Below are 15,094 nucleotides of genomic sequence, written 5' to 3' on the forward strand. Positions count from 1 at the left end.
GAACCCGGAAGCTAAGCCTTTCAGCGCCGATGGTACTGCAGGGGGGACCCTGTGGGAGAGTAGGACGCCGCCGAACTCCTTTTGAAAGAGCTGGTTCCTGACCTTCGGGTCGGGGACCAGCTCTTTTTTGTTGTGCGTCACCTCGCGTTCACGTTGTGCGACCAACATCCCGTGCCATGGGCACAGTTGGAACGCTGCGGACCGCAGGTATCGGCTCCGGTGACGAAGTGATCGTGCCGGCCTACGGGAACGCCGAGGTCGCGGAAGCCGTCGTCCAGGTCGGCGCGACGCCGGTCTTCGCGGACATCGACCCTGACACGTACTGCATCGACCCCGCGCACGTCGCCGCATGCGTGGGCCGACGGACCGCGGCCGTCGTCGCAGTGCACCGCTTCGGGAACCAGGCCGACATGGCCAGGCTCCGTGAACTCGGCAAACGGCACGAAGTGCTCGTGCTCGAAGAAGGCGAGTCCGCCAAGCCCTACGAAGAAGTGGCTCGGCGGCGGGCCCACGCCTCCTACCTGAGCGGACGGCTCAACGGTGTGCGCACGCCTGTCGGGCACGAGAGGCACACGTACCAGCAGTACGTGGTGCGCGTGCCGGGGAACGGGCGGCCGGACCGGGACGCTTTCGCGCGCGTCCTGCGGAGCAAGGGCGTCGACTGCACCGTGCCCGTCAAGACGCCCGTGCACCGCATGCCGGGGTTCCGGCGGGACGTGGCGCTGCCGGAGACGGAGCGAGCGGCGGACGAGACGCTCGCGCTACCCGTCGAGGCGGCGATGTCGCACCGCCAGTTGCAGCGGATGGTCTCGGCCTGCAATGCGCTGGGCGGGCTGCTTCAGCCGGCCTTCTAGGGTGGTTCTGAGAACCCCCGGACTTCGGGTATGATCTATCTCGTTGCCGAGCGGGAAACCGCGCAAGTGACAGGCCCCTATAGCTCAGTCGGTAGAGCGTCTCCATGGTAAGGAGAAGGTCAGCGGTTCGATTCCGCTTGGGGGCTCTTTTTTGTGTCCTGATGCATCCCATGTGCGTGTGAGGCCCCCGCCCTTCAACGGGTGGGGGCCTCAACTGCTTTCCGCCGGCGCGCAGTCAGTCGTGGTGCAGACCCGGCACGCGCATCGCCAGGATCGCCATGTCGTCGGAGGGGGCGTCGGCCGCGAAGCGTTCCACCGCGCGCATGATGCGGGCGGCCACGGCGCCGGCCGTCAGGCCCGTACACGTCGCCAGGACCTCGGCCAGACCGTCGTCGCCCAGCATGCGACTGCCCTCGCGGCGCTCTGTGATGCCGTCCGTGACGCAGAGCAGGACGTCGCCCGGGTCGAGCGTCATCGTCTGCTCGTACAACTCCAGGTCGTCCATGACGCCGAGCAGCGGTTGCGGTTCCGCGTACGGTACGACTGTGCCGTCCTGGCTCAGGCGCAGCGGAAGCGGGTGACCGGCGCAGACCATCTTGAGGACCGCCGACCCGTCCTCCTGGGGCCACAACTCGCCGTAGAGGAGGGTCAGGAAGCGGCTGCGGGCGCCCTCGTCGAGGATCGCCGCGTTCAGACGCTCCAGGACCGACGGGCCGCCGAAGCCCTCACGGGCCAGCAGGCGCAGCGCGTGGCGGGCCAGACCGGTGACGGCCGCGGCCTCCGGCCCCGTGCCGCAGACGTCGCCGATCGCGAAGCCGTACGCGCCGTCGCGGATCGGGAAGAGGTCGTAGAAGTCGCCACCGACCTCGTTGCCCTCGCCCGCCGCGCGGTAGATGACCTCCACCTCGACACCCGGGACGTCCGGAAGTTCGGGTGGCAGGAGGCTGCGCTGGAGGGACTGGCTGATGGCCATGCGCTCCGAGTACAGGCGGGCGTTGTCCAGGGCGAGGGCGGCCCTGCGGCTCAGGTCCTCGGCAAGCTCCAGGATTTCCTGGCGGAAGTGCTCGTCCGTCGGCTTGCCGAGCGTGAGCATGCCGATGACACGGTTGCGGGCGACCAGGGGAAGCACCACCGTTTCGCCGCCGACGGCGGAAGCCGTGGCGAGCGTGGTGCCGATGCCCGAGCTGACGCTGGCCGGTTCACCCAGGCCGAGGCTGCGCATGGAGGTGCGCAGAGCGGCCTGATGCGCCGCCTCGGCCGGTGCGGGCCAGACGCGGGCACCCGGCGTCGGGACCGGATCGGGCGGGGCGATCCTCGAAAGGAGGGCCTTGAGGCCGTCGATGCGCTCCTCGTCCTCGTGCAGCACATAGGAGAGGTACGGTTCCGACGCCTGATCGGCGATCGTGTAGACGGCGCACCAGGTGGCCAGTGTCGGGACGGTCATCTGGGCCATCAGGGCGAGTGTCTGGTCCCTGTCGAGCGTGCCCGCGAGCAGGTCGGAGGCCTCGACCAGGAAGCTCAGCGAGCCGCGCCGGAGCTTCTCCAGCTCGCCAAGGCGGGCCGATTCGACGGCCAGGGCGATGCGGTCGGCCGCGAACTGGAGGCGCAGCGCTTCCTCATTGGAGTAGCGCTCGGGCGCTTCCGCCGCGACGCCGAGGGAGCCCGTGAGGCGGCCCTCGACCTTGAGGGGCACCGTGACGACCGAGCGCATGCCCGTGCCGTTCAACAGGGGAACCGCGCCCGGCACTTGGGTCAGGTCCTCGTGGACGGCCGGCATACGGGCCGAACCGTACCGGCCGGGGCCCACCTCGACCGGCACGCGTGCGAAGCGCTGCCGTGCCGAGGGCAGCCCGGTGGAGGCACGCACCTCCAGCTCGGTCTCGTCGTCGGTGGCCAGGAGCAGGAAGGCGGAGTCACCGTCGAGCATGTCGCGGGCCCGCTCCACCGTGCGCTGCAGCAGCCCGTCGAGATCGTCCGGGGCCGGAGCCCCGATGAACACCTCGAACGGGTCGGCGCCCTGGCCGTCCGACTGCGCCGTGCTGTCGGGCGCCGGGCCGCGCAGGGGCGTCTGGAGCACGGCGCGCTCGTGGTCGCGCACGAGCAGGCAGACCGTCGAGGGATCGCCGTCCGTGTCGCGTACCCGCAGGTGCGAGGCGTAGACGGGGATGACGCGGCCGTCGGCGCCGCGGATGCCGTAGCTGCCCTCCCAGCGCGAGAGGCGCAGCGCGTCGGCGATGCCGGTGCTGGTGCCGGGGGTGTGCGGCCAGGCCGCAAGGTCGGTGAGGGGCTTGCCGGTGATCTGCTCGGCCGGATAGCCGAAGACATGCTCGGCGTCCTCGTTCCAGGACGTGATCGCGCCGTTCCGGTCGATCTGGACGACGGCGACGCGGACTCGCCCGTCGGCCATCGGCAGCAGGTCGGCGGGGAGCGCGGGGCCCGCGCTGCGGGTGCCGACGGAGCGCTCGGGCAGATCGAGCTGGAACCAGACCTGCTTGTGGGTGGCCGAGTAGTCCACACCCCAGCGGGAGGCGAGCGCCGCGCACAGCTGGAGTCCGCGGCCGCCCTCGCGGTCCGGGCTGCTCATCTGGACGGCGGAGGCCTGAAGCGGAATCTCGCGCTCCGGGTAGCGGTCGGAGACCTCGATGCGGACATGGCCGTCACCGCGCAGGCACAGCACCTCCGCGGCGGTGCCCGCGTGGACGACGGCGTTCGTCACCAGTTCGCTGGTGAGGACGACCGCGTCGTCGATGACGTCGGAGTGGCCCCATCCCTGAAGGGTGTCGCGCACGAAGGAACGCGCGGTCGCGACGGATCGTCCGACCGGCTCGAAAGTCGCAGCCGCGCGCGCGGTGATCACAGAACTCCCTGTCCGAGTGTCGAGGCCCAGGTCTCCCGTACCCATGCTTCGGCCGCCCCTCCGATGCCCGCTAGATCTCCGCCACCGCCCAGGCCGGGCAGACCGGGGTGGGTGGACAGCCGCATGCAAGGTTACTTACCTTCGCCGTCCATGCGGATGCCGGTCGCCACTGTTTCCGTCCGGAGGGTGTGTGGTCGGTATGCGAAGCTGCCGAACTGTTATGGCCTGGTTCAGGCAAGGTGAAACACTGGGCAAGCTTCCAGGGAAGGCGCATCGTGCAGTGGATGCGGCGGTAGCAGCGAACCCGAGATACCCGAGCAGTACAGGTCGACCCCTGCGGGAGGGACACAGTGGAGTCTGGCGCAGCGACGCGGGGCAAACAAGCGCGCGCGGAAGGCGGACAGTCCCAGACAAAACGGCGCACGTCGCGTAACGGCAGCGGCACGACGACCGTGGACACGGCGGCGCTGAACAGGCTGCTCGCCGGTCTGGTCGCCATGCGGGACGGTAATTTCCGCAAGCGGCTCACCGTCAGCGGGGACGATGTGATGGCGGAGATCGCCGCCGTCTTCAACGAGGTGGGCGACCGCAACCTCCACCTGACCGGTGAGATCTCGCGGGTGCGCCGCATGGTCGGGCGCGAGGGCAAGCTGACCGAGCGCCTGGAGACGGGCGTCTGTGAGGGGTCCTGGGGCGCCGCCATCGACGCGTCCAACGCGCTCGTGGACGACCTCGTACGGCCTGTCTCCGAGGTCGGGCGAGTGCTCACGGCGGTCGCGGAGGGGGATCTGTCGCAGCGCATGGAGCTGCGCGCGCAGGTGCCCGAGGGGGCAGGCCATCCGCTGCGCGGCGAGTTCCTCAAGGTCGGCCGGACGGTCAACAACCTGGTCGACCAGCTCTCCACGTTCACCGACGAGGTCACGCGCGTGGCCAGCGAGGTCGGCACCGAGGGCAAGCTCGGCGGGCAGGCACGCGTGCGTGGAATGTCGGGTTCCTGGAAGGATCTGACGGATTCCGTCAATACGATGGCGTACCGGCTCACCGCGCAGGTGCGTGACATTGCTCTCGTCACGACCGCGGTGGCCAAGGGTGATCTGTCCCGCAAGGTCACGGTTCACGTCGCGGGCGAGATGCTTGAGCTGAAGAACACCGTGAACACGATGGTCGACCAGCTGTCGTCGTTCTCCTCGGAGGTGACCCGCGTCGCCCGGGAGGTCGGCACCGAGGGCGAGCTCGGCGGCCAGGCGAAGGTGCCCGGCGTGGCCGGCGTGTGGAAGGACCTCACCGATTCGGTGAACCTCATGGCCGGCAACCTGACGGCCCAGGTGCGCGGTATCGCCCAGGTCACCACCGCGGTCGCCAGCGGTGACCTGTCGCAGAAGGTGACCGTCTCGGCGCGCGGCGAGGTCGCCCAGCTCGCCGAGACGATCAACCAGATGACGGAGACGCTGCGCACGTTCGCGGACGAGGTCACCCGCGTCGCCAACGAGGTGGGCGCCGAGGGCCAGCTCGGCGGCCAGGCCAACGTGCCGGGCGCCGCCGGTACGTGGAAGGACCTGACCGACTCGGTCAACACGGTTTTCAGGAACTTGACCACTCAGGTGCGTGACATCGCCACCGTGACGACGGCGGTGGCCAACGGTGATCTGTCGCAGAAGGTCACCGTCGACGTCGCGGGCGAGATGCTCGAGCTCAAGAACACCGTCAACACGATGGTGGACCAGCTCTCCGCGTTCGGTTCCGAGGTCACCAGGGTGGCCCGTGAGATCGGCGTCGAGGGCGAACTCGGCGGCCAGGCCCAGGTGGTGGGTGCCGCCGGTACGTGGAAGGACCTGACCGACTCGGTCAACACGGCTTTCCGCAACCTCACCGGACAGGTGCGCAACATCGCACAGGTGACGACGGCGGTGGCCAACGGTGATCTGTCGCAGAAGGTCACCGTCGACGTGTCCGGCGAGATGCTCCAGCTGAAGAACACCGTGAACACCATGGTGGACCAGCTCTCCAGCTTCGCCGACCAGGTCACCCGCATGGCGCGCGACGTGGGCACGGAGGGCCGCCTGGGCGGCCAGGCCCGCGTGGACGGCGTGAGCGGCACCTGGAAGGAGCTCACCGACTCCGTCAACTTCATGGCGGGCAACCTGACGTCCCAGGTGCGGCAGATCGCTCAGGTCACCACGGCGGTGGCGCGCGGTGACCTGTCGCAGAAGATCGACGTGGACGCGCGCGGCGAGATCCTGGAGCTGAAGAACACCATCAACACGATGGTCGACCAGCTCTCCGCCTTCGCCGACCAGGTCACCCGCGTCGCCCGCGAGGTGGGCACCGAGGGCCGCCTGGGCGGCCAGGCGCAGGTGCCGGGCGTCGCCGGTGTGTGGCGTGACCTCACCGACTCGGTGAACGGCATGGCGGGCAACCTGACCGCCCAGGTGCGCAACATCGCCCAGGTCGCCACCGCGGTGGCGCGCGGTGACCTGTCGCAGAAGATCGATGTGGACGCGCGCGGCGAGATCCTGGAGCTGAAGAACACCCTCAACACGATGGTCGACCAGCTCTCGGCCTTCGCCGAACAGGTGACGAGGGTGGCCCGCGAGGTCGGTACGGACGGCATCCTCGGCGGTCAGGCCGAGGTGCAGGGTGTGTCGGGTACGTGGAAGGACCTGACGCAGTCCGTGAACGGCATGGCCAACAACCTCACCCTCCAGGTGCGCAACATCGCCGAGGTCACCACGGCCGTGGCGCGCGGTGACCTCTCCAAGAAGATCACCGTCGACGCCAAGGGCGAGATCCTCGAACTCGTCACCACCGTCAACACGATGGTGGACCAGCTGTCGTCCTTCGCCGAGCAGGTGACCCGGGTGGCCCGTGAGGTGGGCACCGAGGGCCAGCTGGGCGGCCAGGCACGGGTCCCGGGCGTGACCGGTATCTGGAAGGACCTCAGCGACAACGTCAACCTGATGGCCAACAACCTGACCATGCAGGTGCGCAACATCTCCCAGGTGGCCGCCGCGGTCGCCAACGGTGACCTGACCCGGCAGGTCACCATCGAGGCGCGCGGCGAGGTCGCGCAGCTGGCCGACACGTTCAACACCATGGTGCGCACCCTGAGTTCGTTCGCCGACCAGGTCACCAAGGTGGCCCGCGAGGTGGGCACCGACGGCATCCTCGGCGGCCAGGCCCGCGTACCCGGTGTCTCCGGTACGTGGAAGGACCTCACCGAGTCCGTGAACGGCATGGCCTCGAACCTGACCGGCCAGGTGCGCAACATCGCGATGGTCACGACCGCCATCGCCAAGGGCGACCTGACCAAGAAGATCGACATCGACGCGCGCGGCGAGATCCTCGAGCTGAAGACCACCATCAACACCATGGTCGACCAGCTGTCGTCGTTCGCCGAGGAGGTCACCCGTGTCGCCCGCGAGGTCGGCACCGAAGGGCAGCTGGGCGGCCAGGCGCGCGTGCGTGACGTGGACGGCACCTGGCGCGACCTGACCGAGTCCGTGAACGAGATGGCGGGGAACCTGACCCGTCAGGTGCGCGCCATCGCGGCCGTCGCCACCGCCGTGACCCGCGGCGATCTCAGCCTCAAGGTCGACGTCGACGCGGCCGGTGAGATCCTCGTCCTCCAGGACAACATCAACAAGATGATCGTGAACCTGCGGGACACGACCCACGCCAACGAGGAGCAGGACTGGCTCAAGGGCAACCTCGCCCGGATCTCCGGTCTGCTGCAGGGTCGCCGCGACCTCGACGACGTCGCCTCGCTGATCATGAGCGAGCTGACGCCGGCGGTCTCCGCGCAGCACGGCGCGTTCTTCCTGGCGATGCCCCTGGACGAGAGCGCCGACGCGGCGACTCTGGGGGAGGACGAGTACGAGCTGCGCATGCTCGGCAGCTACGGCTACTCCATGGGCTCCATGCCCACCTCGTTCCGGCCCGGCGAGACGCTCATCGGGACGGCCGCCCAGGAGGCGCGCACGATCCTGGTCGACAACGCGCCCAGCGGCTACCTGAAGATCTCCTCCGGGCTCGGGGAGGCGCCGCCCGCCCAGGTCATCGTGATCCCGGTGCTCTTCGAGGAGACCGTGCTCGGTGTGATCGAGCTGGCCTCGTTCACGCCGTTCACGCAGATCCAGAAGGACTTCCTCAGCCAGATCGCCGACCTGATCGCGACGAGCGTCAACACCATCTCGGTCAACACCAAGACCGAGGTGCTGCTCAAGCAGTCCCAGGAGCTGACCGAGCAGCTGCGTGAGCGCTCGGCCGAACTGGAGAACCGGCAGAAGGCCCTCCAGGCGTCCAACGCCGAACTGGAGGAGAAGGCCGAACTCCTCGCCCAGCAGAACCGCGACATCGAGGTGAAGAACACCGAGATCGAGGAGGCGCGGCAGGTCCTGGAGGAGCGTGCCGAGCAACTCGCGGTCTCCATGCGCTACAAGAGCGAGTTCCTGGCCAACATGTCGCACGAACTGCGCACGCCGCTGAACTCGCTGCTGATCCTCGCCAAGCTGCTCGCCGACAACGCGGACGCCAACCTCACGCCCAAGCAGGTCGAGTTCGCCGAGACGATCCACGGGGCCGGTTCCGACCTGCTCCAGCTGATCAACGACATCCTGGACCTGTCGAAGGTCGAGGCGGGCAAGATGGACGTCTCGCCCACCCGTATCGCCCTGGTGCAGCTCGTCGACTACGTGGAGGCGACGTTCCGGCCGCTGACCGCGGAGAAGCAACTCGACTTCTCCGTACGGGTGTCGCCCGAGCTGCCGACCACGTTGCACACCGACGAACAGCGCCTCCTGCAGGTGCTGCGCAACCTGCTGTCCAACGCGGTGAAGTTCACCGACTCGGGCGCCGTCGAGCTGGTCATCAGGCCCGCCGGGGCCGACGTGCCCGACGCCATCCGTGAACAGCTCATGGAGGCAGGCTCGCTGCGGGACCCGGACGCCGACCTGATCGCGTTCTCGGTGACCGACACGGGCATCGGTATCGCCTCCAGCAAGATGCGGGTCATCTTCGAGGCGTTCAAGCAGGCCGACGGGACGACCAGCCGCAAGTACGGCGGCACCGGCCTCGGACTGTCCATCAGCCGGGAGATCGCGCGGCTGCTCGGCGGCGAGATCCACGCCCAGAGCGAACCCGGCCGCGGCTCCACGTTCACGCTGTACCTGCCGCTGTACCCGAGCGAACTGCCGCCCCAGGGCTACGCGCAGCTCGCGCCGACCATCGAGCCGGGCCGGCCGCTCGCCCTGGAGGCCGCACCGGAGCCGCTCGACGTGGAGACCCCGGCGGAAGTGAAGTCGTACCACGAGACGCAGAACGGCGCCGCGGCGCTCTTCCGTCGCCGCCGCAGGCCCATGTCGGCCCAGGAGCCGCGCGGCACCGCGCTGCCGGGCCAGCCCGCGCCCTCCACGGAGCTCAGCGACGACGCGTGGCAGGAGGCGGCCGAGCACCGGGTGTCCAGGCCGCAGCGCGGCTACCAGTTCGGCGGCGAGAAGGTCCTCATCGTCGACGACGACATCCGCAACGTGTTCGCGCTCACCAGCGTCCTGGAACAGCACGGCCTTTCGGTCCTGTACGCGGAGAACGGCCGCGAGGGCATCGAGGTCCTGGAGCAGCACGACGACATCGCGGTCGTCCTGATGGACATCATGATGCCGGAGATGGACGGTTATGCGACGACGACGGCGATCCGCAGGATGCCGCAGTTCGCCGGGCTGCCGATCGTCGCGCTCACCGCGAAGGCGATGAAGGGCGACCGGGAGAAGGCCATCGAGTCCGGCGCGTCCGACTACGTCACCAAGCCGGTGGACCCCGACCACCTGTTGTCCGTGATGGAACAGTGGATGAGGGGTGAGTGAGCGACGACCGGGCGGGTGGCGGAACTTTCACGTGGAACCGCTGACCGAGTGTGGTCGTCACCGTGTAGAACTGCGGTGTTCGGGGAACCTTCTGGTCTCCCGCTACGTTTCTGCTACGTGCACAGTGACATCGCGGTGACAGGGTGTGGCGACAAGCGGGGTGCGGCTACCATGACCGGCACGAGGACGGGCGGCGCAAGGGAGTCGTCCTTCGGGGAGGCGCGTGGAGCCTTCCCGGGTCCTGAGGACAGGGGTGGCCCCATGCCGGGGCGAGGAGGGCGGGCCATGGTGCAGAAGGCCAAGATCCTCCTGGTCGATGACCGGCCGGAGAATCTGTTGGCGCTGGAGGCCATCCTCTCCGCGCTCGATCAGACGCTGGTGCGTGCATCGTCCGGGGAGGAAGCGCTCAAGGCACTGCTCACCGACGATTTCGCGGTGATTCTGCTCGATGTGCAGATGCCGGGGATGGACGGGTTCGAGACGGCCGCGCACATCAAGCGGCGCGAGCGGACCCGGGACATCCCGATCATCTTCCTCACGGCGATCAACCACGGCCCGCACCACACCTTCCGCGGCTATGCGGCGGGCGCGGTCGACTACATCTCCAAGCCGTTCGACCCGTGGGTGCTGCGCGCCAAGGTCTCGGTGTTCGTCGAGCTGTACATGAAGAACTGTCAACTGCGCGAGCAGGCATCCCTGCTGCGGCTCCAGCTGGAGGGCGGCGGCAGGGCGGTCGGCGACGCGAAGGAGCCTGCCGGGCTGCTCGCCGAGCTCTCCGCGCGGCTCGCCGCCGTCGAGGAGCAGGCCGAGGCGCTGTCCAAGCAGCTCGACGACGACTCGGCGGACGCCGCCGCGGTCGCGACGGCAGCCCACCTGGAGCGCAAACTCACCGGACTGCGCAGAGCTCTTGACGCCCTGGAACCCGGCACGGGCAGCGGAGCGCCGTCCATGCCGTCCCAGGGCTGACCGGTGCCGTCCCGGGGCTGAACAGCCACAGGATCCGCACGGCCGGGCGCCGCCAGGGCTTTGAGGCCGTGTCAGGCTGACGCCCCGTCCGTACGCGACACGAACGGGTGAAGCAGTGGGCACACGTGTCCGCGCGCGCCTCCCCCGGTAACCTCAGGACCATGGCCTCACGTCCCGCAGCCAAGAAGACGCCCGCGAAGAAGGCGGCCGCGCCGACCAAGGCTCCGGCGAAGAAGGCGCCCGCGAAGAAGTCCGCGGCGAAGAAGGCTCCCGCCAAGAAGGCCCCGGCGAAGAAGGCCGCCCCCAAGCCGGCCCCCAGCCCCACCGGCGGTCTGTACAAGCTCGTACGCGCCCTGTGGCTCGGTGTCGCGCACAGCGTCGGGGCGATGTTCCGCGGCATAGGGCGTGGCGCCAAGGGGCTCGACCCGGCGCACCGCAAGGACGGCCTCGCGCTGCTGCTCCTCGGTGTCGCGCTGATCTGCGCGGCGGGCACCTGGTCGAATCTGCGCGGCCCGGTCGGTGACCTCGTGGAGGTCCTCGTGACCGGCGCGTTCGGCCGGCTCGACCTGCTGGTGCCGATCCTGGTCGGCGGCATCGCCGTACGCCTGATCCGCCACCCCGAGCAGCCCGAGGCCAACGGGCGGATCGTGATCGGCCTGTCCGCCCTGGTCATCGGGGTGCTCGGTCAGGTCCACATCGCCTGCGGTTCACCCGCGCGCGCGGACGGCATGCAGGGCATAAGGGACGCGGGCGGCCTGATCGGCTGGGCCGCCGCCACTCCGCTGACCTTCACGATGACCGACGTGCTCGCCGTGCCGCTGCTCGTCCTGCTCACCGTCTTCGGGCTGCTCGTCGTCACGGCGACCCCGGTCAACGCCGTCCCGCAGCGCCTGCGCCAGCTCGGCGTGCGGCTCGGCGTCGTCCACGACGACGAGGCCGTCGACGGCGCCGAGGGGTACGACGACGCGTACGACGACGAATGGCGCGAGGCGAAACCCGCCCGTCCCAGGCGGCGCCCGGCGGCCCCGGACACGTACGACCCCGACCGGATAGAGGAAGACGCCCTCGCCAAGCGGCGCGGGCCGCGGCGCGGCAGCGTGCAGCCCGCCATGGAGCGCCCCATGGACGCCGTGGACGTGGCCGCGGCGGCCGCCGCCGCGCTCGACGGCGCCGTGCTCAACGGCATGCCGCCGTCCCCGCTCGTCGCCGACCTCACGCAGGGCGTCGCGGGGGACCGGAAGGGCCGGACCGAGAGGCCGTCCGAGGCCCCGGCGGCAGCCGTGCCGACCGCCCGCGCCAAGAAGCCGGCCGCCCCGGAGCCGGAGCCCACCCCGTCCAAGCTCCCCGTGCCCGACCTGACCAAGTCCGCGCCCGACGAGCCACGCGAGCTGCCGCCGCGCGCCGAGCAGCTCCAGCTCTCCGGCGACATCACGTACGCGCTCCCCTCGCTCGACCTGCTCACCCGCGGCGGCCCCGGCATGTCGCGCAGCGCCGCCAACGACGCGGTCGTCGACTCCCTGACGAACGTGTTCACCGAGTTCAAGGTCGACGCCGCCGTCACCGGCTTCACCCGAGGCCCGACGGTCACCCGCTACGAGGTCGAGCTCGGCCCCGCCGTGAAGGTCGAGAAGATCACGGCGCTCGCCAAGAACATCGCCTACGCCGTCGCGTCCCCGGACGTCCGGATCATCAGCCCCATCCCGGGCAAGTCCGCCGTGGGCATCGAGATCCCGAACACCGACCGCGAGATGGTCAACGTCGGCGACGTGCTCCGCCTCGCCGACGCCGCCGAGGACGACCACCCGATGCTGGTCGCGCTCGGAAAGGACGTCGAGGGCGGCTACGTGATGGCGAACATCGCGAAGATGCCGCACATCCTGGTCGCCGGAGCCACCGGCTCCGGAAAGTCGTCCTGCATCAACTGCCTGATCACCTCGATCATGATGCGGGCGAGCCCCGAGGACGTGCGGATGGTCCTCGTCGACCCCAAGCGCGTGGAGCTCACCGCCTACGAGGGCATCCCGCATCTGATCACGCCGATCATCACCAACCCGAAGAAGGCCGCCGAGGCTCTCCAGTGGGTGGTACGCGAGATGGACCTGCGCTACGACGACCTCGCCGCGTTCGGCTACCGGCACATCGACGACTTCAACGAGGCCGTGCGCACCGGCAAGCTCACCACGCCCGAGGGCAGCGAGCGGGAGCTGAAGCCGTACCCGTATCTGCTGGTCATCGTCGACGAGCTCGCCGACCTCATGATGGTCGCGCCGCGCGACGTCGAGGACGCGATCGTGCGCATCACGCAGCTCGCGCGCGCGGCCGGCATCCACCTGGTGCTCGCCACCCAGCGGCCCTCGGTCGACGTCGTCACCGGCCTGATCAAGGCCAATGTGCCGTCCCGGCTCGCCTTCGCCACCTCCTCGCTCGCCGACAGCCGCGTCATCCTCGACCAGCCGGGCGCGGAGAAGCTCATCGGCAAGGGCGACGGCCTCTTCCTGCCCATGGGCGCCAACAAGCCGACCCGTATGCAGGGCGCCTTCGTCACCGAGGACGAGATCCACAAGGTCGTCCAGCACTGCAAGGACCAGATGGCGCCGGTCTTCCGGGACGACGTCGTCGTGGGCACCAAGCAGAAGAAGGAGATCGACGCGGACATCGGCGACGACCTGGAGCTGCTGTGCGCGGCTGCCGAGCTGGTCGTCTCCACACAGTTCGGCTCCACGTCCATGCTCCAGCGCAAGCTGCGCGTGGGCTTCGCGAAGGCCGGGCGTCTGATGGACCTCATGGAATCGCGCAACATCGTGGGCCCGAGCGAGGGATCCAAGGCGCGTGACGTTCTTGTGAAACCCGATGAGCTGGACGGAGTGCTCGGCGTGATCCGCGGGGAGACTCAGGCGTGAGAGACGTCCGCGTCACTCTTTAGGATCATTCGCAGGCGGCAGAAGCAACCGTTTCCCCTTCTGAAACGTCAAGTTGGGCGGAGGGGACGACCATGTCCCACGATGTCCGATCAGCGGAGAGCCCGGCCCCCGGCCGAACCTTCCGATGGCGTACAAAGTCCGACCGCCCGGTTGCCCCACCCTTTCGTACCCCCCCTAGACTGAACGTCCAGCAGGTGGCTACACGCTCGAAAGGCGCCCTCGTGTCCATCGGCAACTCCCCTGAAGACGACCGTCCTTCGGAAGACCGGATCCCGCCCGCGATCGAGGACCGGCCGACGGTCGGCCGCGCTCTGCAGCAGGCGCGGATCGCCGCCGGTCTGACCGTCGACGAGGTCAGCCAGACGACCCGGGTGCGCGTCCCCATCGTCCACGCCATCGAGCAGGACGACTTCTCCCGCTGCGGCGGCGACGTGTACGCGCGCGGACACATCGGCATGCTCGCGCGTGCCGTCGGCCTCGATCCCGCGCCGCTGCTCGCGCAGTACGGGGCCGAGCACGGCGCGCAGCCGACGCCGACCCCGGCCACACCCCTGTTCGAGGCGGAACGGATCCGCTCCGAGCCGCGGCGGCCCAACTGGACGGCGGCCATGGTCGCCGCGATCGTCGCGGTCGTCGCCTTCGTGGGCTACACCGCGTTCAGCGGGAGCGGTGGCGGCAGCGGGAAGCAGCAGGCCGCCGAGGGTGCCACGCCCGGCTCCGGCAAGCCCACCACCTCGTCGCCGACCCCGACGACGAAGCCCTCCGACCCCAAGCCCGCCCCCTCGGACAGCGCCATCGCGGCTGCTCCGCGGGACAAGGTGACGGTGAAGATCAGCGCGCCGGACGGGCGCAGCTGGATCTCCGCCAAGGACCACAACGGCCGGGTCATGTACGACGGGGTGCTGGAGCAGGGCAAGTCCAAGACCTTCCAGGACAGCAAGAAGATCGACCTCGTCCTCGGCGACGCGGGCGCCATCCGGCTCTTCGTGAACGGCAAGCAGATCAAGGACGAGTTCCAGCCCGGCCAGGTCGCGCGGCTCAGCTACACGAAGGGCGACCCCGAGGCGGGGTGACCCCGCTGAACGACCGGTAACCCTCGGGGCGAGCGCTGTCGGTGGAACAAAGTAGGCTTGAGCGCATGCCCGAACGCCGTACCGTCGCACTTGTCACTCTTGGCTGCGCCCGTAACGAGGTGGACTCGGAGGAGCTCGCAGGCCGCTTGGAGGCGGACGGCTGGGAGCTCGTCGAGGACGCCGAAGCCGCGGACGTCGCCGTCGTCAACACCTGTGGTTTCGTCGAGGCCGCGAAGAAGGACTCCGTCGACGCCCTGCTCGAGGCCAATGACCTCAAGGGCCATGGCCGCACGCAGGCCGTCGTCGCCGTCGGCTGCATGGCCGAGCGGTACGGCAAGGAGCTTGCCGAGGCGCTGCCCGAGGCCGACGGCGTGCTCGGCTTCGACGACTACGAGGACATCTCCGGCCGCCTGCGGACCATCCTCGCGGGCGGCAGCGTGGAGGCGCACGCCCCACGCGACCGCCGCAAGCTGCTGCCGATCAGCCCGGCCGAGCGCCAGGGGGCCGGTCCGGGTGTCGCGCTGCCGGGGCACGCGCCGGTGGAGCCGCAGGCGCCGTCCGACCT

General features: G+C 69.6%; 6 protein-coding genes, 1 tRNA gene, 1 rRNA gene and 1 pseudogene. 8 read left to right on the plus strand and 1 reads right to left on the minus strand.

All coding sequences use genetic code 11. The features are described from left to right. The 3 genes from rrf to OFY01_RS08100 form a co-directional block, all read left to right on the plus strand. Positions 1-76, plus strand: a 5S ribosomal RNA gene (rrf, locus tag OFY01_RS08090); the annotation flags it as partial. Positions 77-176: 100 nt separating this feature from the next. Next, entirely contained in the window at positions 177-854 is a 678-nt protein-coding gene (locus OFY01_RS08095) for a DegT/DnrJ/EryC1/StrS family aminotransferase (RefSeq protein WP_323135490.1), read from the plus strand. A gap of 73 nt (positions 855-927) precedes the next feature. Continuing rightward, positions 928-1,000 (plus strand) — tRNA-Thr (locus OFY01_RS08100). Between the two features lie 89 nt (positions 1,001-1,089). Here OFY01_RS08100 and OFY01_RS08105 read toward each other — a convergent pair. After that, complete coding sequence (locus OFY01_RS08105; protein WP_266597765.1) at positions 1,090-3,756, minus strand: SpoIIE family protein phosphatase; 2,667 nt, start codon at positions 3,754-3,756, stop codon at positions 1,090-1,092. A gap of 305 nt (positions 3,757-4,061) precedes the next feature. Between OFY01_RS08105 and OFY01_RS08110 the strand changes: the two genes are divergently transcribed. From OFY01_RS08110 to OFY01_RS08130, 5 genes and pseudogenes are all read left to right on the plus strand, one after another. Then, positions 4,062-9,569 carry a HAMP domain-containing protein gene (locus OFY01_RS08110; RefSeq protein WP_266597766.1) on the plus strand — a complete coding sequence of 1,836 codons (5,508 nt, stop codon included), beginning with the start codon at positions 4,062-4,064 and terminating at the stop codon, positions 9,567-9,569. 285 nt (positions 9,570-9,854) lie between these two features. Then, on the plus strand, positions 9,855-10,535 hold the full coding sequence (locus OFY01_RS08115; RefSeq protein WP_266597767.1) for a response regulator: 681 nt from the start codon (positions 9,855-9,857) through the stop codon (positions 10,533-10,535). 161 nt (positions 10,536-10,696) lie between these two features. Further along, positions 10,697-13,435 carry a DNA translocase FtsK gene (locus OFY01_RS08120; protein WP_266597769.1) on the plus strand — a complete coding sequence of 913 codons (2,739 nt, stop codon included), beginning with the start codon at positions 10,697-10,699 and terminating at the stop codon, positions 13,433-13,435. Positions 13,436-13,677: 242 nt separating this feature from the next. Further along, positions 13,678-14,529, plus strand: a complete 852-nt coding sequence (locus tag OFY01_RS08125) for a helix-turn-helix domain-containing protein (RefSeq protein WP_266597771.1) — start codon at positions 13,678-13,680, stop codon at positions 14,527-14,529. A gap of 65 nt (positions 14,530-14,594) precedes the next feature. Then, positions 14,595-15,094, plus strand: a pseudogene (locus tag OFY01_RS08130) (30S ribosomal protein S12 methylthiotransferase RimO); the annotation flags it as partial.

Origin of the sequence: Streptomyces beihaiensis (genome assembly GCF_026274175.1) — a bacterium.
Lineage (GTDB): Bacteria > Actinomycetota > Actinomycetes > Streptomycetales > Streptomycetaceae > Streptomyces > Streptomyces beihaiensis.

Bases quoted from the DNA above. Each gene is read 5' to 3' on its own strand.
- OFY01_RS08095 (WP_323135490.1), top strand. From the start codon at position 177: ATGGGCACAGTTGGAACGCTGCGGACCGCAGGTATCGGCTCCGGTGAC.
- OFY01_RS08105 (WP_266597765.1), bottom strand. From the start codon at position 3,756: ATGGGTACGGGAGACCTGGGCCTCGACACTCGGACAGGGAGTTCTGTG.
- OFY01_RS08115 (WP_266597767.1), top strand. From the start codon at position 9,855: ATGGTGCAGAAGGCCAAGATCCTCCTGGTCGATGACCGGCCGGAGAAT.
- OFY01_RS08120 (WP_266597769.1), top strand. From the start codon at position 10,697: ATGGCCTCACGTCCCGCAGCCAAGAAGACGCCCGCGAAGAAGGCGGCC.